Origin of the sequence: Actinophytocola xanthii (genome assembly GCF_001921205.1) — a bacterium.
GTDB classification, from domain to species: Bacteria; Actinomycetota; Actinomycetes; order Mycobacteriales; family Pseudonocardiaceae; genus Actinophytocola; species Actinophytocola xanthii.
Map to the genome: position 1 here is coordinate 37,944 of NZ_MSIE01000039.1, position 20,514 is coordinate 58,457.

General features: G+C 70.8%; 20 protein-coding genes and 1 pseudogene. 14 read left to right on the forward strand and 7 right to left on the reverse strand.

Annotated features, from left to right (window positions below; translation table 11 throughout):
- The first annotated feature begins 9 nt into the window (after window positions 1–9).
- Window positions 10–462, forward strand: a complete 453-nt coding sequence (locus BU204_RS21040; protein ID WP_233160442.1) for a MarR family winged helix-turn-helix transcriptional regulator — start codon at window positions 10–12, stop codon at window positions 460–462.
- 12 nt (window positions 463–474) lie between these two features.
- On the opposite strand, the gene BU204_RS21045 is transcribed toward BU204_RS21040, so the two are convergent.
- Together BU204_RS21045 and BU204_RS21050 are read right to left on the reverse strand one after the other, a co-directional pair.
- Window positions 475–999 (reverse strand): DUF1003 domain-containing protein, encoded by a 525-nt coding sequence (locus BU204_RS21045; protein WP_075127430.1) that lies wholly within the window; start codon window positions 997–999, stop codon window positions 475–477.
- Window positions 992–2,293 carry a magnesium transporter MgtE N-terminal domain-containing protein gene (locus BU204_RS21050; RefSeq protein WP_075127431.1) on the reverse strand — a complete coding sequence of 434 codons (1,302 nt, stop codon included), beginning with the start codon at window positions 2,291–2,293 and terminating at the stop codon, window positions 992–994. Before BU204_RS21050 ends, BU204_RS21045 begins: the two co-directional genes overlap by 8 nt.
- Before the next feature lie 201 nt (window positions 2,294–2,494).
- Between BU204_RS21050 and BU204_RS21055 the strand changes: the two genes are divergently transcribed.
- From BU204_RS21055 to BU204_RS21090, 9 genes are all read left to right on the forward strand, one after another.
- A complete protein-coding gene (locus tag BU204_RS21055) occupies window positions 2,495–3,550 on the forward strand; it encodes an HpcH/HpaI aldolase/citrate lyase family protein (RefSeq protein WP_075127432.1) in 1,056 nt (351 codons plus the stop codon).
- Window positions 3,547–4,401: an HpcH/HpaI aldolase/citrate lyase family protein gene (locus tag BU204_RS21060; protein ID WP_075127433.1), complete on the forward strand. Its 855-nt coding sequence runs from the start codon at window positions 3,547–3,549 to the stop codon at window positions 4,399–4,401. Before BU204_RS21055 ends, BU204_RS21060 begins: the two co-directional genes overlap by 4 nt.
- 131 nt (window positions 4,402–4,532) lie before the next feature.
- Entirely contained in the window at window positions 4,533–4,703 is a 171-nt protein-coding gene (locus BU204_RS40170; protein WP_158073485.1) for a hypothetical protein, read from the forward strand.
- Between the two features lie 96 nt (window positions 4,704–4,799).
- A complete protein-coding gene (locus tag BU204_RS21065) occupies window positions 4,800–5,996 on the forward strand; it encodes an acyl-CoA dehydrogenase family protein (protein WP_075127434.1) in 1,197 nt (398 codons plus the stop codon).
- A 111-nt stretch (window positions 5,997–6,107) separates the two neighbouring features.
- Entirely contained in the window at window positions 6,108–6,629 is a 522-nt protein-coding gene (locus BU204_RS21070; RefSeq protein ID WP_075127435.1) for a general stress protein, read from the forward strand.
- A 187-nt stretch (window positions 6,630–6,816) separates the two neighbouring features.
- Window positions 6,817–8,139, forward strand: a complete 1,323-nt coding sequence (locus BU204_RS21075; RefSeq protein WP_083661486.1) for an ABC transporter substrate-binding protein — start codon at window positions 6,817–6,819, stop codon at window positions 8,137–8,139.
- Window positions 8,136–9,083 carry a carbohydrate ABC transporter permease gene (locus BU204_RS21080; protein ID WP_075127436.1) on the forward strand — a complete coding sequence of 316 codons (948 nt, stop codon included), beginning with the start codon at window positions 8,136–8,138 and terminating at the stop codon, window positions 9,081–9,083. Before BU204_RS21075 ends, BU204_RS21080 begins: the two co-directional genes overlap by 4 nt.
- Window positions 9,083–9,925: a carbohydrate ABC transporter permease gene (locus BU204_RS21085; protein ID WP_075127437.1), complete on the forward strand. Its 843-nt coding sequence runs from the start codon at window positions 9,083–9,085 to the stop codon at window positions 9,923–9,925. The genes BU204_RS21080 and BU204_RS21085 overlap by 1 nt, the downstream gene beginning before the upstream one ends.
- Window positions 9,926–9,930: 5 nt before the next feature.
- Window positions 9,931–11,112, forward strand: coding sequence for an ABC transporter ATP-binding protein (locus tag BU204_RS21090; protein ID WP_075127438.1), 1,182 nt, complete (start codon window positions 9,931–9,933; stop codon window positions 11,110–11,112).
- A gap of 890 nt (window positions 11,113–12,002) precedes the next feature.
- Here the strand turns inward: BU204_RS21090 and BU204_RS21100 are convergent.
- From BU204_RS21100 to BU204_RS21120, 5 genes and pseudogenes are all read right to left on the reverse strand, one after another.
- Window positions 12,003–12,908, reverse strand: coding sequence for a DMT family transporter (locus BU204_RS21100; protein ID WP_075127440.1), 906 nt, complete (start codon window positions 12,906–12,908; stop codon window positions 12,003–12,005).
- A 130-nt stretch (window positions 12,909–13,038) separates the two neighbouring features.
- Window positions 13,039–13,656: pseudogene (locus tag BU204_RS42285) on the reverse strand (DUF998 domain-containing protein); the annotation flags it as partial.
- A gap of 85 nt (window positions 13,657–13,741) precedes the next feature.
- Window positions 13,742–14,119 (reverse strand): peptidase inhibitor family I36 protein, encoded by a 378-nt coding sequence (locus BU204_RS21110; protein WP_075127441.1) that lies wholly within the window; start codon window positions 14,117–14,119, stop codon window positions 13,742–13,744.
- A gap of 135 nt (window positions 14,120–14,254) precedes the next feature.
- Entirely contained in the window at window positions 14,255–15,100 is an 846-nt protein-coding gene (locus BU204_RS21115) for a ParB N-terminal domain-containing protein (protein ID WP_075127442.1), read from the reverse strand.
- A complete protein-coding gene (locus BU204_RS21120; RefSeq protein ID WP_075127443.1) occupies window positions 15,090–15,773 on the reverse strand; it encodes a metallophosphoesterase family protein in 684 nt (227 codons plus the stop codon). The genes BU204_RS21115 and BU204_RS21120 overlap by 11 nt, the downstream gene beginning before the upstream one ends.
- 145 nt (window positions 15,774–15,918) lie before the next feature.
- Here BU204_RS21120 and BU204_RS21125 point away from each other — a divergent pair, with 145 nt between their 5' ends.
- From BU204_RS21125 to BU204_RS21140, 4 genes are all read left to right on the forward strand, one after another.
- Complete coding sequence (locus BU204_RS21125; protein ID WP_075127444.1) at window positions 15,919–17,049, forward strand: PPE domain-containing protein; 1,131 nt, start codon at window positions 15,919–15,921, stop codon at window positions 17,047–17,049.
- A gap of 26 nt (window positions 17,050–17,075) precedes the next feature.
- Window positions 17,076–18,284 carry a hypothetical protein gene (locus BU204_RS21130; protein WP_075127445.1) on the forward strand — a complete coding sequence of 403 codons (1,209 nt, stop codon included), beginning with the start codon at window positions 17,076–17,078 and terminating at the stop codon, window positions 18,282–18,284.
- A complete protein-coding gene (locus BU204_RS21135) occupies window positions 18,285–19,076 on the forward strand; it encodes an ESX secretion-associated protein EspG (RefSeq protein ID WP_075127446.1) in 792 nt (263 codons plus the stop codon).
- 110 nt (window positions 19,077–19,186) lie between these two features.
- Window positions 19,187–20,509 (forward strand): WXG100 family type VII secretion target, encoded by a 1,323-nt coding sequence (locus BU204_RS21140; RefSeq protein ID WP_075127447.1) that lies wholly within the window; start codon window positions 19,187–19,189, stop codon window positions 20,507–20,509.
- Window positions 20,510–20,514: the final 5 nt, after the last annotated feature.

The following is a 20,514-nucleotide window of genomic DNA, read 5'->3' on the forward strand; positions in this document are numbered from 1 at the left end:
ATCGGCGCTGTGGCGGAACCAGCCGTGAACCGGTTGCCGACCGGGACCGAGCTCGACGCGTGGCGCTCGTTCCTGCGCGCCCACGCGCGGCTCGTCCGCGTGCTCGAGACCGAGCTCGTCGCCGAGCACCCGGTCTCCCTCGGCGGCTACGACGTGCTGGTCCAGCTCGCGGAGGCACCCGACCGGCGGCTGCGGATGGCCGAGCTCGCCGACGCCGTACTGCTGTCCCGGTCCGGGGTCACCCGGCTCGTCGACCGGCTCGAGCTGGCCGGGATGGTCACCCGCGAGCGGTTCACCGGCGACGGCCGCGGCGTCGTCGCCGTGCTCACCACCAAGGGCGTGGACACCCTGCGTGCTGCCTCGCGCACCCACCTCGCCGGCGTGGTCCGGCATTTCGTCGACCACTTCGACGACAAGGAGCTGACCGCCTTCGGCGAGCTGTGCTCCCGCCTCAGCGGCTGAGCCCGCGGCCGCTCAGGCGTCGGACCAGCGGGCGTCCTCCCGGATGGCCTCGGCGCTCGGGCGCCGCTTGTGGTCCTTGAGGTCCTTGCGGAGCCGGTCGAGCTCACCGCGCAGGTAGTCGCGGGTGGCGACCTCCCCGACGGCCAGCCGCAGCGCGGCCAGCTCCCGGGCGAGGAACTCGGTGTCCTCCTTGGTCTGCGCGGCGCGGGCCCGGTCCTCCTCCAGCGACACCCGGTCGCGGTTGTCCTGCCGGTTCTGCGCCAACAGGATGAGCGGCGCGGCGTACGCCGCCTGGGTCGAGAAGGCCAGGTTCAGCAGGATGAACGGGTACGGATCCCAGCGCAGCGAGACCGCGAACAGGTTGAGCGTGATCCAGATGATCACCAGCAGCGTCTGCCAGAACAGGAACTTGCCGGTTCCGAGGAACCGGGCGAGGCGCTCGGAGAGCCGACCGAACATCTCCGGGTCCACCGAGAGCCGCAGCCGGATCCGGCGGGTCGACCGCGGCTGGTCGAGACGGCGGCGGGGCTCAGGCATCGGAGGTCTCGCCTTCGGTCATGCCGTGGTTCGGCTCCCAGATCCCGTCGTCCCGCCAGCCCGACGGCAGCAGGTGGTCCAGCACGTCGTCGACGGTGACCGCCCCGAGCAGGTGGTCGGTGTCGTCGACGACCGGCGCGCACACCAGGTCGTAGGCGGCGAAGTACCGGGTGACGTCGGCCAGCGTGGCGGTCGGTGGAAGCCGGGCCAGCTCGGTGTCCAGTGCGCCGGCGACCAGCTCGCCCGGGGGCTCGCGCAGGAGCCGCTGGAGGTGCACGCAGCCGAGGTAGCGCCCGGTGGGCGTGGCCGAGGGCGGCCGGCTGACGAACACCATGCTCGCCAGTGCGGGGGTGAGGTCGGGGTTGCGCGCCATCGCCAGCGCCTCGGCGATGGTCGCGTCCGGGCTGAGCACGATCGGTTCGGAGGTCATCAGGCCGCCCGCGGTGTCGGCCGAGTAGGCCATCAGCCGGCGTACGGGGTCGGACTCCTCGGCCTCCATCAGTTGGAGCAGGCGGTCCTGGTCGAACTCCGACAGCTCGCCGAGCAGGTCGGCGGCGTCGTCGGGGTCCATCGCCTCGAGGATGTCGGCCGCCCGCTCCTCGTCGAGGTGCGCCAGCAGGTCCTTCTGGACCTTCTCCGGAAGCTCCTCGAACACGTCGGCGAGCCGCTCGTCGTCGAGCCCGTCGGCCACCTCGTAGCGGCGCTTGGCCGGCAGTTCCCGCAGGGCCGCGGCCACGTCGGCGGCGCGCATGGTGTCGAAGACGGCCAGCAGCTGGGCCGTGCCCTGGGGCAGCCGGGCGAGGTCGCTGACACCGGGCCCGCGGATGTCCTCCCACCGCAGCACCTGCACCGGGCCCCGCCGGCCCAACCGGCCCAGCCGGCCGGTGCGCACCTGGACGGCGACGCGGCCCAGCAGCCAGTCCCGAGTCCGTGACAGCTCCATGGCAGCGTCCACCACGACGGCGCCCTGCCCGTCCGCGCCGAGCGTGACCCGGGCGTCGAGCAGCTGCCCGACGACGAGGATCTCGTTGGGGCGTTGGGTGAAGCGGCGCAGGTTGACCGACCCGGTGGCGAGCGTGACCGCCGTGGCGTCGATGGAGGTGACCCGGAGCATCGGGACGAAGATGCGCCGCCGGGTGGCGAGCTCCACCACCGCGCCCAGCACCCGGGGCGGCAGGTAGTCGCTGCGCAAGGTCACCACGACGTCGCGGATCTTGCCGATCGACTCGCCGTCCGGGCCGTACACCGGTAGGCCGGTCAGCTGCGCGACGAAGACCCTGTTGACGGCACCCACGGCGATCAGGCTATCCGCCCGGAGCCCTGATCACCCGCTCGCGGGAGCTGGCCGACCGCTGCCAGGCCATCCGCATGGTTCATCGCCGTTGGCAATCCCCTTGCCTGGCCCGGGAACGCGTGGCCTTGGTGACATGAGTACGGCGACCCGGCTCCTCCGCCCCTAGGGTTACCGGCAGGTAGCACACGGTTGGAGGCAACGATGCGCTCACCGAAGGACTTCTTCCGCCCGCTGGCGGTCGGCGCGCCGGAACCGGTGCGGCAGATCCCGCTCGGCCCGTCGCGGATGATCCACTTCTTCGACCCGGGCAACGAGAAGATGGTCGCCAAGCTTCCCGGCATGGCCGGCACGGACGTCCTGCTCGGCAACCTCGAGGACGCGGTCGCGGCCGACCGCAAGGAGGCCGCGCGTGCCGGGTTGGTCCGGGTCGCGCGGGAGGTCGACCTCGGCGAGAGCCAGCTGTGGACGCGGGTCAACAGCCTCGACTCGCCCTGGGTGCTCGACGACCTGGTCACGCTGGTGACCGAGGTCGGCGACAAGCTCGACGTGATCATGATCCCGAAGGTCGAGGGCCCGGAGGACATCCACTACGTCGACCGGCTGCTCGCCCAGCTCGAGGCCCGCGCGGGGTTGCGCTGGCCCCTGCTCGTGCACGCGATCCTGGAGACGGCGAGCGGCGTCGCGCGCGTCGAGGAGATCGCGACGGCCAGCCCCCGGATGCAGGGCATCTCGCTCGGCCCGGCCGATCTGGCCGCGAGTCGTCGGATGAAAACCACCCGTGTGGGTGGGGGACACCCCGGTTACCTCGTCCGTACCGATCCGGTGGGCGAGGACCTCACCGCCGGGCGCACGACCTACCAGCAGGACCTCTGGCACTACACCGTGGCACGCATGGTGGACGCCTGCGCGGCGGCGGGGATCCTGCCCTACTACGGCCCGTACGGCGACATCCGTGACACCGTCGGCTGCGAGGACCAGTTCCGCAACGCCTACCTGCTCGGCTGCGTCGGGGCCTGGAGCCTGCACCCCGCGCAGATCGCGATCGCCAGGAAGGTGTTCTCGCCGGCACCGGAGGAGGTCGCCTGGGCCCGGCGGGTCCTCGCCGCCATGGGCGACGGCACCGGCGCGGTGATGCTGGACGGCAAGATGCAGGACGACGCGACGGTCAAGCAGTGCCAGGTGGTCGCCTCGCTCGCCGACGAGCTCGCCGCCCGGGATCCGGAGCTGGCCGAGGCCTACCGGGGGGCAGGCGCATGAGGCCGCGCCGCTCGGTGCTGTACATGCCCGGGGCGAACGAGCGGGCGCTGGAGAAGGCCAAGACGCTGCCCGCGGACGCGCTGATCCTGGACCTGGAGGACGCCGTCGCGCCGGACGCGAAGCCCTCGGCGCGGGACCGGGTCGCCGCGGCGGCGGCCTCCGGTGGGTACGGCGACCGTGAGGTGGCCATCCGGGTCAACGCCGCCGGCACGCCCTGGCATGCCGACGACCTGCGTGCCGCGGCGCAGGCAGGTCCGGCGGCGGTCGTGGTGCCCAAGGTCGACTCGGCCGCGGCCGTGCACGCGGTGGAGAGCGCGCTGGCCGGCGCTCCGGACCACACGGCCATCTGGGCGATGATCGAGACGCCGGCGGCGGTGTTGCGCTGTGCCGAGATCGCCGCCGCCAGCGAGCGGCTGACCGTGCTGGTGCTCGGCACCAACGACCTCGCCAAGGAACTGCTCGTCGAGCAGGTGCCGGGCCGGGCGCCGCTGCTCGGTCCACTCTCGATGTGCGTCCTGGCCGCTCGGGCCACCGGGCGGGCGATCCTCGACGGCGTCTACAACGACGTCCGGGACGCCCCCGGTTTCGCCGCGGAATGCCTCCAGGGCAAGCAGTTCGGGTTCGACGGCAAGACCCTGATCCACCCCGCCCAGATCGAGCCGTGCAACCGGGTCTTCGCACCGTCCGAAGAGGACGTGACGTTCGCCCGGCGGGTCATCGAGGCGTTCGAGGCGGCGCGGACCGAGGGGCGGGGGGTGGCCACCGTGGACGGCCGGATGGTGGAGAACCTCCACGTGGACAACGCTCGCCGAGTGCTCGCACTGGCCGAGGCCGTTGCCCGACTCGGGTGACGCACGGACGGGTGCCGGCCCGCGTCGGATCGCGGTCGTTCGATCACTCACCGTGTAAGCGTCGGCGAGGTTGCGGTGATATAACGCACAGATAACGGCGCCGCGGGCAGGTTTCGAGTCACAGTGTCGGCATGGCAAAGCATCGGATCAGCAAGGAGCGGCGGGGCCTGTTCGGCCGCTCGTCCCGTGACGACTTGTTCGAGCGGAGCTTCCGGTCCTGCCGCCGGTGTGGCCAGGACGTCTACGTGCTCGCCGACGGCTGCCGCGGCTGCGGCTCCCGGGTGGAGGCCCGCATCGGCTGAACCGTGCAAGTGGTGCTGCGCACCTTCCCGGCGCGAACGGCCGTTAACCGCGCGATACTGACCGGTAACCAGTGTCGCCCGGAGGGAGCGCCCACCATGGCCCGCCTTGCCCAGACCGCCGGACTGACCGACGTGCAGGAGGAGATCCTCGCGACTGTCCGGGACTTCGTGGACAAGGAGATCATCCCGCACGCGCAGCACCTGGAGCACGAGGACGCCTACCCCAGTGACATCGTCGCCGGGATGAGGGAGATGGGCCTGTTCGGCCTGACCATCCCGGAGGAGTACGGCGGCCTCGGCGAGTCCCTGCTCACCTACGCGCTGGTGGTGGAGCAGATCGCCCGCGGCTGGATGAGCGTCTCCGGCGTGATCAACACCCACTTCATCGTCGCCCACATGGTCCGCCACCACGGCACCGAGGCGCAGAAGCAGGGCCTGCTCCCGCGGATGGCCACCGGCGAGGTCCGCGGCAGCTTCTCGATGTCGGAACCGGACCTCGGCTCCGACGTCGCCGCGATCAAGACCCGCGCCCGCCGGGACGGGGACGACTACGTGGTCGACGGCGCCAAGATGTGGCTCACCAACGGCGGCAGCTCGAACCTGATCGCCCTGTTGGTGCGGACCGACGAGGGCGCGGAGCGGGCGCACCAGAACCTGACCGCGTTCCTGGTCGAGAAGCCGGAGGGCTTCGGCGAGGTCGCGCCGGGCCTGACGATCCCCGGCAAGATCGACAAGATGGGGTACAAGGGCGTCGACACGACCGAGGCCGTCTTCGACGGCTTCCGGGTCCCGGCCGACGCCGTGCTGGGTGCCGCACCCGGGCGTGGGTTCGCGCAGATGATGGACGGTGTCGAGGTCGGCCGGGTGAACGTGGCCGCCCGCGCCTGCGGCATCGCGATCCGGGCCTTCGAGCTGGCCGTGGAGTACGCCCAGCAGCGGCGCACCTTCGGCAAGCCCATCGCCGAGCACCAGGCGATCGCGTTCAAGCTGGCCGAGATGGCCACCAAGGTCGAGGCCGCCCACCTGATGATGGTCAACGCCGCGCGGCTGAAGGACTCCGGCGCACGCAACGACGTCGAGGCCGGCATGGCGAAGCTGCTCGCCTCGGAGTACTGCGCCGAGGTGACCCAGGAGAGCTTCCGCATCCACGGCGGCTACGGCTACTCCAAGGAGTACGAGATCGAGCGCCTGATGCGTGAGGCGCCGTTCCTGCTGATCGGTGAGGGCACCAGCGAGATCCAGAAGACGATCATCAGCCGGGGTCTGCTGCGCGAGTACCGCAGCCGGAGCTGAGCCGTTCTACCCAGGGGCGTCGGTATCGTCGCCTGATCGTCGGGCAGGGTTAGCACCTCGTGGCGGATGTTGGCAGGATGGTGTCAACTTGGGCGAACGAGGTGAGCAACGGTGACCGGTGCGTTCTCCGGCTCGGGACGAGGGAATCAGGGCCTTCCCAAGGTGCCCACGCCGCCGTCGGGTTGGCCGATCGGGTCCTACAGCACGTACAAGGAGGCCCACAAGGCGGTCGAGTACCTGGCCGGCAACGAGTTCCCGGTCCAGGAGGTCACGATCGTCGGGGTCGACCTGATGCTGGTCGAGCGGGTGATCGGGCGGCTCAGCTGGCCGAAGGTGCTCGGTACCGGGGCGCTGTCCGGGGCCTGGTTCGGCTTGTTCGTGGGGTTGCTGCTCGGCCTGTTCAACTCCTCGGCGATGTCGTTCGCGCCGATTCTGGTGGGTTTGTCCTCCGGCGTGGTTTTCGGTTTGGTCTTCGCCGCGGTGGGGTATGCGACCACGCGCAGCTCCGGCCGCGAAATCGCCTCCTCGAGCCAGCTCGTGGCCGGTCGGTACGACGTCCTCGCGCAGCCGCGTCACGCCGAGAAGGGCCGTGACCTGCTGGCGAAACTCGCCATGCGCCCATCCATGGACTGATTCGCGCCCGGCGTTACGGGCTTGTCTGAATCGTTGTCGGAGTGGCTTGCGGGCCGTGATCATCGGGCCTAGGTTCGGTGCACCAACGCATCAGGGTGGCGTTACACGCGTTCCCGGTGGCACGTAGGGGTGCGGTTTTTCCGGCCAGGGACCTCCCGTGCCCAGCGGGAGGGAAGGCAGGATTTTGATGGGCAGTACCCGGACGGGTGGCCGGGGCGTGGTCCGCTGGCGTGCGCTCGCCGCGACCTGCGCCGCGCTCGTCGCCTCGCCGGCCGTCGCGGCCTGCGGGTCCGACAGCGGCATGCAGATCAATGTGTACTACGCGCCGGAGCAGAACTTCCAGACCGTCATCGACGCCTGCAACGAAAGAGCGAACGGGCGCTACGAGATCGTCTACCGCAAGCTGCCGCGTGACGCGGACGGACAGCGCGAGCAGATGGTCCGGCGGCTCGCGGCGGGCGACACCGACCTGGACATCCTCGGCCTGGACGTGACCTGGGTCCCGGAGTTCGCCGAGGCCGAGTGGCTCGCGGAGTGGACGGGCGAGAACAAGTCCGACGCCGAGGCCGGTGTCCTGGAAGGGCCGCTGGAGACGGCTCGGTGGAACGACCGGCTCTACGCGGCCACGAAGAACACGAACGTGCAGCTGCTCTGGTACGACGAGCGGGTCACCCCGGAGCCGCCGGAGACCTGGCGCGAGATGATCGACATGGCCAGGCAGCTCAAGGCGGACGGCGAGCCATACGAGATCCTGTTCACCGCCGCCCAGTACGAGGGCCTCGTGGTCACCTACAACACGCTCGTGGCCTCCGCCGGGGGCCTGATCCTGTCCGAGGACGGCAAGAGCGTGGTCATGGACGAGGGCGCGATCGAGGCCCTGGAGCTCCTCAAGGAGGTCGCGAGCTCCGGTCTCACCGACCCGTCGCTCACCAACGCACAGGAGCAGCAGGTCCAGCAGGCGTTCGAGGCGCCGGACAGCAACTCGGCGTTCGAGCTCAACTGGCCCTACGTCTACTCGGCGATACAGACGGCCAACCCGGAGCGCGCGGCGCACCTCAAGTGGGCCCGCTACCCGGGGATCGACGGTCCGGGCAAGGTCACGGTGGGCGGCTACAACCTCGCGGTGAGCGCCTACTCCCAGCACAAGCCGGAGGCCTTCGAGGCGGCGCTGTGCCTGCGCAGCCCGGATCAGCAGAAGTTCTCCGCCATCAAGGACGGTGTGCCCCCGACCATCGAGTCGGTCTACACCGACGACCGCCCGCTCGACCCCTCCAAGCCGGAGGACGCGGCGGAGAACCCGAGCATGGCGACTGCCTACCCGATGCGGGAGACGATCCTGGAGTCGCTCCAGGACGCCGCGGTCCGCCCGCTCACCGTCGTGTACCAGAACCTGTCCACGATCACCTCGAAGGTGCTCTCGCCACCGCAGGACATCGACCCGCGGTCCACAGCGGACGAACTGCGTGACGGGCTGCAGAAGGCGCTCGAGTCGAAGGGAGTGCTTCCGTGAGCCAGACGCTGGAGAGCGAGGCACCCGCAACACCCCCGCCGGCCAAGAAGGGGAAGCCGGCGCTGAGCGAGGGCAAGAAGGCCGAGCGGCGGCTCGGGCTGCTGCTGTGCGCGCCGGCCGCGATCGTCATGCTGGCGGTCACCGGCTGGCCGATCATCTACTCGGTCTGGCTGTCGCTGCAGCGTTACGACCTGAGGTTCCCGGACCAGCGTGAGTTCGTCGGGCTGGACAACTACATCGCCGTGCTGACCGACGGCTACTGGTGGACGGCCTTCGGCATCACCACGCTGATCACCGCGGTGTCGGTGGTGATCGAGCTCGTGCTCGGCATGCTGCTGGCGTTGGCGATGCACCGGACGCTGGTCGGGCGCGGGCTGATCCGGACGGTCTCGCTGATCCCGTACGGGATCGTCACGGTCGTCGCGGCGTTCTCCTGGTTCTACGCCTGGAACGCCGACACCGGCTACCTGGCCGACCTGTTCGGCGCGGAGGCGCCGCTGACCCAGCAGATCCCGTCACTGCTGATCATCATCCTCGCCGAGGTCTGGAAGACGACGCCGTTCATGGCCCTGCTGCTGATGGCGGGCCTGGCGCTGGTTCCTGACGACCTGTTGAAGGCCGCGTCGATGGACGGCGCGACGGCGTGGCAGCGGTTCACCAAGGTGATCGTGCCGGTGATGAAGCCGGCGATCCTGGTGGCGCTGCTGTTCCGCACGCTGGACGCGTTCCGCATCTTCGACAACATCTTCGTGCTCACCAAGGGCGCGAACGACACGTCGTCGGTGTCCATGCAGACCTACAACAACCTGATCAGGGGCCTGAACCTCGGGATCGGATCCACCATGTCGGTGTTGATCTTCATCGCGGTGGCGATCATCGCGTTCGTGTTCGTCAAGTTGTTCGGCGCCGCGGCGCCCGGCAACGACCCTGGAGGGAAGCGCTGATGGCCGTCATCGGTGGCAGTACCACCGGCCGGAAGGTGCGGTGGACCATTGTCGACATCGCGATCGTCGCGTACGCGTTGATCCCGGTGCTGTGGACGCTCTCCCTCTCGTTCAAGACGGCGGAGAGCCAGACGGACAAGAAGTTCTTCCCGAGCGAGTGGACGTTCCAGAACTACCGGGACATCTTCAGCACGAACGAGTTCGTCCGTGCGCTGGTGAACTCGATCGGCATCGCGCTGATCGCGACGCTGATCGCGGTGGTGCTCGGCACGATGGCCGCGTACGCGATCGCCCGCCTGGACTTCCCGGGCAAGCAGGTACTGGTCGGCGTGTCGTTGCTGATCGCGATGTTCCCGCAGGTGTCGCTGGTGTCGCCGCTGTTCGAGATGGAGCGTCAGCTGGGCATCTTCGACACCTGGCCGGGCCTGATCCTGCCGTACATCACGTTCGCGCTGCCGCTGGCGATCTACACGCTGTCGGCGTTCTTCCGCGAGATCCCGTGGGAGCTGGAGAAGGCGGCCAAGATGGACGGTGCGACGCCGGCGCAGGCGTTCCGCCGGGTCATCGCACCCCTGGCCGCGCCGGGGGTGTTCACCACCGCGATCCTGGTGTTCATCTTCTGCTGGAACGACTTCCTGTTCGCCATCTCGCTGACCTCGACGGAGGCGTCGCGGACGGTGCCGGCGGCGCTGTCGTTCTTCACCGGTGCCTCCCAGTTCGAGGCGCCGACCGGGACGATCTCCGCGGCCGCCGTGGTGATCACCATCCCCATCATCGTGTTCGTGTTGTTCTTCCAGCGCCGCATCGTTGCGGGGCTGACGTCCGGTGCCGTGAAGGGCTGAGGTAAATGGCAGAGATCGTCCTTGACAAGCTGACCAAGCGGTACCCCGACGGTGCCCTTGCGGTGTCCGAAGTAGACATGAAGATCGCGGACGGTGAGTTCATCATCCTGGTCGGCCCGTCCGGCTGTGGGAAGTCCACGATGCTGAACATGATTGCCGGCCTTGAGGACATCACGTCCGGCGAGCTGCGCATCGACGGCCAGCGCGTGAACGAGAAGGCCCCCAAGGACCGCGACATCGCGATGGTGTTCCAGTCCTACGCGCTCTACCCGCACATGAGCGTGCGGGAGAACATGGCGTTCCCGCTGCGCCTGGCCAAGGTGGACGACGCGACGGTGAAGTCCAAGGTGGAGGAAGCCGCGCAGATCCTCGACCTCACCCAGCATCTCGACCGCAAGCCGGCGAACCTGTCCGGCGGGCAGCGCCAGCGGGTTGCGATGGGTCGAGCGATCGTCCGCAACCCCAAGGCGTTCCTCATGGACGAGCCATTGTCCAACCTGGACGCCAAGCTCCGCGTGCAGATGCGCACCTCCGTGTCGAAGCTCCAGAAGCAGCTGGCGACGACGACGGTGTACGTCACCCACGACCAGACCGAGGCGATGACCCTCGGCGACCGGGTAGTGGTGCTGCGTGGCGGCGTGGTGCAGCAGATCGGTTCCCCCCAGTTCCTCTACGAGAACCCGGCCAATCTGTTCGTGGCGGGCTTCATCGGTTCCCCCGCGATGAACTTCCTCCCCGGCACCCTGGAGAACGGTCAGCTCTCGACGGGCCTGGGTGCCCTGACCCTCTCCGACCGCGTCCGCCGCCTGGCGGAGGAGGCGAAGGCGCCCCGCGAGGTGATCGCCGGCATTCGTCCCGAACACTTCGAGGACGCGAACCTGATGGACGACTCCGCCAAGTCCGGCGGCTCCACGTTCACCGCGACGGTGGACGTGCTGGAGTCGATGGGCTCGGACAAGTTCGTGTACTTCACCGTGGAGGGCGAGGCCGCGACGTCCGCCGAGCTCGACGAGCTGGCGGCGGACGCCGGCTCCCACGAACTGTCCGACAGCGGGTCCCAGCTGGTGACCCGCCTGTCCGCGTCCTCCGCGGCCGCCGAGGGCCACCCGGTCGACGTGTGGTTCGACGCGGACAAGGTGCAGCTGTTCGACCCGAAGACCGGCAAGAACCTGACCTACGCGGAATAGTTCGTCGGTCCCACCCGAACCGCCCGCCGCGCACCCTCGCGGCGGGCGGTTCGGCGTTTCTGGGGCAGATTATTCTGCGCTGGCCAAATGTCCTCACCGCAGTGTCCACTTTTCGTCCGTCTGCTCTTCCGCCGTAACAAGCTCCCCTTTTCTCACGATGTGCTGTTCATCTTTCAACCAGCTCGCGCAGGGGAATGCGAGGAGACATGCCGGGAAAAGCCGAGGTCAAACGAGTTCGCGGGAGAAAGCGTGGGCCATGGCCCCTGGCCGCGGGCCCAGCGCCCGCACCCCAGATCATCACGATGCCATTACCGATGGCGTCGCCCCGCCGCCCCACCCTTACCGCCCTGCTGGCGGCCGCCGTCCTGACAACCGGATGCATCCCCACCTCGGACGAGGACTCCCCGGAGATCGGCACCGCCACCGCGGTACCGGCGTCAACCCCGGCCCCGGCCACGTCTTCCTCGCCTCCCCGCGTCACGCTGTCCGTGCCCCCGCGCCCAGAGCTCTCGGCCTCGATCCCCGCCACACCCCTCCCCGCCTCCCCGCCCCCCGACGAGTTGTCCCCCCAACCCCAACCAGCCGCCCCGCGCGGCTCTGTTCTCGCCCCCGCCCCAGCATCCTCACCCCGAAGCACCAACCCCCCGGCCCGAAAGCCCTCGATTCCCGCCCCGCGTCCGCTGACCGACACGAGAAGCCGCGGCCTGTCCCTCCCCCCGCCTCCGCCGTCACCGGCACCGCTGGAGGCCCTCCGCGCCCCACGCCCCAACGACGGCCACTGCGAGGAGAGCCGCTGACTCCGCGTCCGCGTGCCGGTTCAGCCGCCGCCCCGCCGGCCCCTGCCAACCGCGTTCGACGTCTCGCCACGGGCGGAGGTGTTCTCCGTCGTGTCAGTGGCGGGAGGCCGCGCGGAAGAGGCGGCGCTCCGCGGCGTGCGGGGTGGCTCGCGAGGTGGCCTCCGGGTGGTGGCGGGCCAGCATGACCACGCCGAACACGGCGACCAGGGCGCCTGCGACCAGGCCCAGGCCGGTCACGCCGCCCGCGTTCGCTGTTTCGTTCAGCAGGCCCATGGCGATGGCGGTGGCGACCATGGGGCTCAGCACGGTCTGGCAGCCGACGACGATGTCGGGAGGTCCGCTCGCGTAGGCGAGTTGGATAAACCACGAGCCCACCGCGAACGCGGCCACCAGGCCCGTCGCCGACAGGGGTGACACACCGGCGAAACCGTTGGTCTGGAAGGTGTACGTCACGTCGCGGACCAGCACCGACACCAGCCCGTAGGCGGCACCGGCGCCCGTGGAGAGCATGACGCAGCGGACGATCCCCTCCCGCAACGCGCCGATCACCCCGAACAACACCACCGCGCCGGCGACGATCTGGCAGGCCAGCAGCACCGCCGAGTCCGGGAACGTCACCGCCGTCGCGCGGCCGGACGCGAGCGCGACGAACACGGCGACACCGAGCGTGCTCGCGATGACGGCGACCGTCGCGGTGGCGTCGAGGCGGGCGCCGACGGTGCGGGCGTTGAGCACGGCGACCGCGGGCAGGGCCAGCACCACGATCGGCGCCACGATCGTCACCGGAGCCAACGCCAGCGCCAGGATCTGCAGGATGGCGCACGCGGTGAGCACGGCGACCCCCAGCAGCCACCGCCGGTTGTGGACCAGCCGGCCGATGCCGCGCAGGCCGAGGTCCCGGTCCTGGGTCTCGCTGCGCACCCCCTGGTGCTGCAACTGAGCCCCGACAGCGCTGCACAACGCGCCCAGCACGGCGAACGTGATCGCGAGCGCAATCATCAGATGGCCTCGACTCTCGCTGGCTGCGGACCCTCCCGCGCGGCGATGACAGCGACCCGCAGCAGGCGTCCGCGAGCGCCATCAACATCAGCATCTCAAGCCCGAACAGCGACCGCTGGACGAGACCGGAGATTCCCCGCCCGTCCAGCACACCAGGAATCGAGAGGCTGGGGAAGATGTCGGGTAACCGTGTTGCGAGATAGGTGGCTGCCAATCCCATCGCGACCATCGCCATCCACCGCACGCCCCGCGCCGTGCGAGCCCACCGCTCGTCCCCGGCCAGCCGCCTGGCCAGCGCCAGCCCGGCCAGCGGCAGGCTGACGAACAGCGAGGCGCCCGCCACCTGGTGGATGAGCCCGGAGGTGCTGACGATCGACTTGCCGTTGTCGGTCGGGAACACCGCGCACAGGACGAGGCTCGTGCACCAGATCGCGAACAGCACCGTCACCCGGCCGCCCACCCGGACCCCCGCCACGCGCATCCCGGTCAGCATCAGCGCGGTGCCGACCGCCAGCACGGTCACCGCCACCGCGAACTCCTGGCGGCCGTCCCCGTAGAAGACGTAGTAGCTGACCGCACGCGAAAACGGGTCGACCTCGTGCGCGAAATGGATGTTCAGGTAGGTCATGGCGACCAACGACCTGATCAGTGCCAAGATCGACAGCAGCGAGAGAACCGTTGACAGCGCCAGGAACCCGCGTAACCACCCACCGTGGCCGGCCCCTGGCTCTCCAGGACCGCCGTGCATTGCTCCCCCCACGGTTTCAACCGTTTCTTCCTAGATCAACGCTTGCACCCCCTCACAGATTCCCGCACCCCACCTGAGAAACGCCTCAGTGCTCCCAGATCTGCACCCCCCGAACGACATACGGCCCCTCCGGCACGAACGTGCCCCCGCCCGGGTACGTGTCGAACTCGCCCTCGGTCGCGCAGTCGCGGCCCTGGTACACGGTGACCGGCCGGGAGCCCCGGTTGGCGAAGGAGCGCGCGTCGAAACCCGCCGGCATCGACACGCACTCCCCGGGACTGGAGCTCTCGAGCGCGACCCGCCGAACCTCGCCCGCGTACCCCTCGCCACGCCACAGACAGAACTCACCGCGCTCGCACTGTTTCGGCTTGGCCACGCCGGCTCCGGCGACCCCCGCTCCGGCGACAAGCGCGACCCCGACGACCGTCGCGACCCCGACCAAACGCAGGCTGATATTCCTCATTGGACTGTCCTTTCCCTGCCCGGGCCGGCGGTGGTGCCGGCTGTGTCCGAGCGTGCCGGGAAAGGGCGAACGGGCCAAATGGCTGTCCACAGGGCGGGGAAGTTGTCCACATCGCGCCGGTCAGGCGGCTGGGCGTTACCGCCGTTTTTGCTCCTGGATCGCGTTGATCACGTCGTCGTCCCAGCGGTGGCTGCGAATCAACCGGTACCGCTCGCAGGCGACCGACATGTAGGCCTTGACCTCGCTCTCGGTCTCGATCAACGCCGCCTGCCGCAACATCCGCACGACCGGCTGGAACTCCTCCTCGTACCACCGCCGGGCGACGGTGGCCCGGTCGAGGAACTGGCCCTCGTCCTGCATCAGCCGGAAACCCCACGCCTCGATGTTCTCCGCCAGGTCCCCGTACTCCTCCGGCTCGCTGAGCGCGATCGACCGCCGGGCCTCGCCGGTCAGCGGCACCCGCTCGAGGAACACCCGGCGGTAGTCCTTCACCAGCAGGTCTCCGCGGTAGCGGACGCCCTCGGCGGACAGGCGCGTCATCACCTCGGTCACGTAGGCGTCGATCGTCTTGAGGCTGAGCGCGTGCGCGACCGAGACCCGGTGGTGGCCGTCGAGCACGAAGTGCATGTCGCCAATGCGGTACACCTCGATCGGCGGGATCGACTCGCCGCGGCGCTGCGCGAGCGCCAACCGCTGCCAGCGCTCGCGGACCAGGCCCGACGTGGGCCGGAACCGGCGGTCGAACTCACGGCTGCGGTCGACGCTGCCGACGATCGAGTCCAGCGTGATCACCTGCAGGCCCAGGCGCCGTTCACCGGCGTGGCCGAGGGCGGAGACCACCTCGTCGAACGGGAGCATGATGTTGACGTCGTCCGGCGCGCGCCGCATCCACGCCGCCAGCCGCGACATCACCTGCTGGCGCCGCACCCGCAGGAAGTCGTTCTCCGCGTCGGCGACGGGGAACCCCGTGTCACGGTTCACTTCTCGCCTCCCCCTGAGCCGGTAGATCCAGGATCCGGTGCCCGACGGTGTTCACGATGCGGGTGTCGCCAAGCTCACGGTCGGGGACGGGCTGGCCGTGCGGGTGGATGTGGCCGTGCAGCAGCAACGCCGGCCGCATGCGCTCGACAGCCGTGCGAAGGCAGGCGAAGCCGCGGTGGGGCGCGTCGTCGCGGTCGCCGAGGCCGAGCGGAGGGGAGTGGGTGAGCAGCACGTCCACCCGCCGCCCGTCGCGGCGGCGCCGCCGGGACGCCGAGCGGCTGACCCGGGCCGCCCGGCGGGCCTGCTGCCGCTCCGTCCACTGGTTGGGACCGCCGTTGTACCGGATCGAGCCGCCGAGTCCTGCGATCCGGACGCCGGCGACGTCCACCACGCGGCCGTCCGCGTTCACCCAACCGGCCGGACCGGGGTAGTCCGAGGGGAGGCCGTCCCGCATCGACATCCCGCGCGAGCGGGAGTAGCCGGACAGGTCCAGGTCGTGGTTGCCGGGGACGAACACGCAGGGCCGGTCGAGCGCGTCGGCCAGGTACTCGAGATAGTCGAACGGCAGGTCACCGGCCGCGAGCACGAGGTCGACGTCGCCTGCGCGCTTGTGGACCCACTCGGTCCACAGCGAATCGACCACCTCGTCGGCGACGGTGAGCACCTTGGGCACCCAGCCAGCGTACGTCCGCGCGGAGCTGCGGCAGGACCGGATGGGAGCGCATACACGGCGTCCGGTCGGGCTAGTGCCGACTGCGCAGTCAACCCATTACCCTCAGGCACGAAAGGCTCGGGGATCAGAGGGAGCGCTGACACGAATGGGTGGTCAGACGGCCGACTCCAGTGACTACTACGTCAACGGGGGCGTGAACTGGGCGGCGTTCAGCCTGGCGGAACTGGTGGCGATGGTGTCCGACCAGGCCAGCGTCCCCCAGCTCGTCCGCCTCGCCCAGGACTGGCGCGAGACCGGCGACGGCGTGGTGGCCGCGGCCGACGAGCTCGGCGAGGCGCTCGACGACCTCATGTACTACTGGACGGGAGCCTCCGCCGAGAAGGCGAGGCACGCCGTGGCGCTGAACGCCCAGTGGGTCGCCGACCTCGGTACCACCGCCCACCAGATGGGTGATCCCATCGAGGAGGCGGCCGGTGCCCTGAAGGCCGCGCAGGAGGCCATGCCCCCGCTCCCGGCCACCCCGGCCAGCCCGTTCCCCGGAGCCGCGCCACATGGGGCGGCCGAGACCGGTGCGCTCACCCAGAGCTCCCTCGGTGCTGCCGTCGGTGCCACGGCGGAGAGCGCGGACGGCGGGTTCGCCGCGCAGGCGGAGCAGGAGGAGCTGAAGCGCGTCGCGGTGGAGACCATGCAGCGCTTCGAGGCGGCGGCGCTCGGCATCGACCGGACGATCCCGCGGTTCCTCGGGCAGGACACGGTGCTGCGGCCGGACCCGGACGACTCGGTGGTCGACGAGGGTCCGGAGCGAGACCTGGGCGGCGGGTCGTCATGGGTCAAGAAGGTCACCCAGACCGCCGGGGTCGACCAGCGCTGGCAGGTGCTCACCGGGATGGGCGACCAGGCGACCGGGGCCGCCGCCCAACCCGTGGGTGCCGGTAGCGGCGGCGACGGTGTCGGCGGCAGGGGCTTCGGTGCGGTGTCGGGCGGTGTCGGCGGCGGCATGCTCGCCGCCGGCCCCGGGGCGGGAGCCGGGCCCGGTCCGGGAGGCGGCGGTGTTCGGCCGGGTATCGGTCTGCCCGGCCGCGTGGCGCCCGCCGGCCCCGGCGCGGTGCCGGCGGGCGCGTCCGGCGGCGCCGCCGCCCCGATCGGTGGGGCGCCGATGGGCGCCGGCCTCGGTACGGGCAGCGACGCACAGCAGCACCGCAGACGGTTCCCGTTCGACGCCGAGGACCCGTTCGACCCAGGGCAGAAGGCGTCGCCACCGGTCATCGGCCTCTGAGCCGCCAGCAGGGCACGAGGGAAGCGATGGAACAGGAGCAGGTCGGGAACATGGCCGCGGCCGAGCAGGACGTGGTGGCGACCGGGGGCGAGGCGCCGCCGCCGATGCCGGTCACCACCGCGACGCCCGCCCCGAGCACGCCCGAGTACGGCTGGGCGGTGGACCCGGACCGGATGCGCGCGTTCGTCGGTTCGGTCACCCGGGCCCGATCGTTCCTGGACGCGGTGCAGGCGAAGGTGTCGCGGATGCAGGGCGCCGACTTCACGCCCCAGCTCGGCACCAGCCCGGTGGGCCAGCAGCTGGCGAAGAAGTTCGACGACCGGCTCAACTCGACGTCGGGCCTGCGAGCGATGCTCGAGGAGGCCATGCGCCGCATGCAGACGTTCATCGCGAGTGCGGAGGCCGCGGCCCGCTCGTACAACGAGATGGACGAGACGGCCAAGGCGAAGTTCGACGGCATCCTCCCGGACGTGGGCGGTTTGCTGAAGGACGTGGTCGCCGACCTCGCGACCAGCGGCCCGGGCGGCACCACCAAGGACAACCCCTACGACGACCACGGCACCTACGGCGACCACGACCACCACGACGACCACGACGAGGCCGGTGACGACCAGGGTGGGGGCCCGGCTGGTGGCGAGGACAAGCCTGGCAGTGGGCCTCCGGCTGGTGGCGACGGTCAGGACGGCGCTGGTGGCAAGGACCAGGACGAGGCCGGTTCGGGTCAGGACAAGCCTGGCAGTGGGCGTCCGGCTGGTGGCGACGGTCAGGACGGCGCCGGTGACAAGGACCAGGACGAGGCCGGTTCGGGCCAGGACAAGCCTGACAGCGAGCCTCCGGTCGACGGCGAGGGCGGCGACCAGGCTGGTGGCGGCGGTCAGGACGACGCCGACGGCGAAGATCAGCATGAGGCTGGTGTGCGCCCGGACCAGGCCGGCGGCGGGCGTCCGACAGGTGGCCAGGGCAGCGACCAGCCTGGCAGCGATGCTCAGAACGGCGAAGACCAGGGCGAGACCGAGCCTCCGCCAGCTGACGACGGCGACGACCAGACCGGTGCCATCGGTCAGGACCAGGCCGAGGGCCAGAACGGAACCGGTGCGGCCCCCAGCGGCGACAAGGGCGATGACCGCGACGAGAGCCAGCGCCAGAACCAGAGCGGGCACGAGACCGCCGGCATGACCCCGGCTCGCGGAACCGACGGCCCCACCCCGACCGACACCCGGTACCGGTCGAACTAGATGGTCATCGCGCGGGCGGCCGTCGCGCCGGAGGAGGCGGATCTGCTGTGTGCAGCGGCGAACTGCCCGCCGCCCTTTCCGTTGCGTGTGCCCGACCACGGGCGGACCGTCAACGAGCGCCGGTCCGTCCTCCGCGCGGCCGGGGAACGGCTCGCCGCCCGCGGGCTGGCCGACGAGCGCGGCCCCCTCGACGTCGCCGAGGCGTTCGCCCATCTCCTGCAGGACTCCACGCTCGCCCTGGACGTGCAGCTCTCCGTCGGCACCGACGTGTTCGCCGTGGTGCTCCTCGCCCGCCGGGACGTCGCCGTCCTGACGACCCAACGCCTCACCGGCGGCGACCCCACCCTGCGCATGGCCGAGCTGTCCCTCGACGACGCCGTCGGCGAGCTGCTCGCGGGCATCCCCGCCCACCCGGCCGCCCTGACCGCGCCGTTCTCCCTGCCAAGCGGCGCGATAGGCCGCCTCTACCGAGAGCTCCGCTCCCGCGGCGACATCGGCCCGGCGGAATGGGAGGAGCTCCTCGCCGCGCACGGCGTCACCGACCGCCTGGCCCGGCGGCTCGTCACCCACCTGCAGCCCGTCCTCGGCAACGGCAACGCCGGCCTCGCGACCCGCGGCGGGTACGCCGGCGCCTGGCGCCGCACCGGCCCCGAACTCCGCTGGCTGGACACCGAACGCGGCCGGTTCCAGCTCGTCCCGGCCGACGACGGTGAGTGGCTGAGCGTCAACCCGATGCACCCGCCGGACCTGGCAGCCGCCCTGCGCGGACTGGTCGGCGCCCTCCGGCGCTAGGGCATTTGCCAGCGGAAACTTCCCCACGCGATTGTTCGATGAGTCTCCCTAGTGTCAGACCCATCCGATACCGTGACGGTCGGAGCCGATGATCGTGGGGAGCTAAAGGCGTGGGCGTCTTCGAGCAGATCATCCAGCAGGCGTTGGATGCCAAGAACCGGGCAGTGCAGGCCGCCCAGCAGGCAGAACAGGAGCGTCGCCGCCGTCGCGAGGAGAACGACCTCTACGTCACCGGCGGCGTGCACTGGAACGGCTACGGCCTCGAGTCGCTGATCAGGATGGTGGCCGAACGCTCCAACCCGGGCCAGCTGGACGCGTTGGCCGGCGAGTGGAGCCTGCACGGCCGGGCCGTCGTCACCACCTCCGAGAACCTGCGTCGCTCGCTGTCGACGCTGATGCAGTACTGGTCCGGCTCCGCCGCCGACCTCGCCGTCCAGAAGGTCAGCAACAACGTCGCCTGGATCGCCGAGCTCGGCGGCACGGCGCAGCAGATGGCCGGGCCCATCCAGGACGCCAGCGGTGCGCTCCGCTCGGCCCAGGACACCATGCCGGGCATGCCGAAGAACAACTGGCTCGCCTCGGCGGGCGGTGGCGCCGCGGCCGGAATGATGATCGGCGGCCCGATCGGCGCGGCGTTCGGCGCGGCCCTCGGCGGTATCGCCAGCGCCTTCGGCTTCGGCAACAAGAAGAAGAAGATGAAGCGCAAGGCCGTGCAGACCATGCAGCGCTACGAGGGCGCCCTGCTCGGCATCGACCAGACCACGCCACAGTTCGGCCTGCCCGCGGACGGGGTGAACCCCGGCGACGGCCCGGTCGGCCGACCCGACCCGGGCATCGGCACCCCGGGCGTTCCGGCTCCGCCTCCTGGCACGGGCACCGGTCCCGGAACCAGTCGTCCCGGCCTGCCGGCCCCCGGCCCGGTCCCGCCCTTCGACTGGGCACCGACGGACCCCTCGTTCGCCGGCACCCCCGAGGGTCGCTGGCAGTCGCTGACCGGGCTCGGCCAGAACGCGGTCGGCGGCGGCGGTGGACCCACCGCCGGCGGCGGCAACCTCGGTCTCGGCGCGCTCCCGCCCGGCGTGCTCGCCGGCAGCGCCCGGCCGGGAACCATGGGCGGTGCGTACGGCGCGGGTCGCGGTGGTGCCTACGGCGGTCGGGGGGTCGGCGCCGGCGCGAGGGGCGCGGCCGGTGGTTACCCCGGCGGGATGGGCGGTGCGGCCGGCGGACGTGGCGACCGGGAGTACCGCGGTCGCGGCCGGTTCAGCCGCACCGGAGCGCTCACCGGCGGTGGACGCGGCGGCTACGGCATGGGCGGGGTGCCCGCCGGGCGGGGTGAGGAGGAGCGCGACGGTGAGCACCGCAGGCGCGTCCCGCTCGAGGACGATCCGTTCTCCACGGACATGAAGGCCGCGCCGCCGGTCATCGGTATCTGAGAGGG

What these genes read in the sequence shown, in the direction of transcription:
- BU204_RS21045 (WP_075127430.1), bottom strand. Translation starts at nt 999, where the DNA reads ATGCCTGAGCCCCGCCGCCGTCTCGACCAGCCGCGGTCGACCCGCCGG.
- BU204_RS21055 (WP_075127432.1), top strand. Translation starts at nt 2,495, where the DNA reads ATGCGCTCACCGAAGGACTTCTTCCGCCCGCTGGCGGTCGGCGCGCCG.
- BU204_RS21060 (WP_075127433.1), top strand. Translation starts at nt 3,547, where the DNA reads ATGAGGCCGCGCCGCTCGGTGCTGTACATGCCCGGGGCGAACGAGCGG.
- BU204_RS40170 (WP_158073485.1), top strand. Translation starts at nt 4,533, where the DNA reads ATGGCAAAGCATCGGATCAGCAAGGAGCGGCGGGGCCTGTTCGGCCGC.
- BU204_RS21065 (WP_075127434.1), top strand. Translation starts at nt 4,800, where the DNA reads ATGGCCCGCCTTGCCCAGACCGCCGGACTGACCGACGTGCAGGAGGAG.
- BU204_RS21075 (WP_083661486.1), top strand. Translation starts at nt 6,817, where the DNA reads ATGGGCAGTACCCGGACGGGTGGCCGGGGCGTGGTCCGCTGGCGTGCG.
- BU204_RS21085 (WP_075127437.1), top strand. Translation starts at nt 9,083, where the DNA reads ATGGCCGTCATCGGTGGCAGTACCACCGGCCGGAAGGTGCGGTGGACC.
- BU204_RS21090 (WP_075127438.1), top strand. Translation starts at nt 9,931, where the DNA reads ATGGCAGAGATCGTCCTTGACAAGCTGACCAAGCGGTACCCCGACGGT.
- BU204_RS21100 (WP_075127440.1), bottom strand. Translation starts at nt 12,908, where the DNA reads ATGATTGCGCTCGCGATCACGTTCGCCGTGCTGGGCGCGTTGTGCAGC.
- BU204_RS21110 (WP_075127441.1), bottom strand. Translation starts at nt 14,119, where the DNA reads ATGAGGAATATCAGCCTGCGTTTGGTCGGGGTCGCGACGGTCGTCGGG.
- BU204_RS21125 (WP_075127444.1), top strand. Translation starts at nt 15,919, where the DNA reads ATGGGTGGTCAGACGGCCGACTCCAGTGACTACTACGTCAACGGGGGC.
- BU204_RS21130 (WP_075127445.1), top strand. Translation starts at nt 17,076, where the DNA reads ATGGAACAGGAGCAGGTCGGGAACATGGCCGCGGCCGAGCAGGACGTG.
- BU204_RS21135 (WP_075127446.1), top strand. Translation starts at nt 18,285, where the DNA reads ATGGTCATCGCGCGGGCGGCCGTCGCGCCGGAGGAGGCGGATCTGCTG.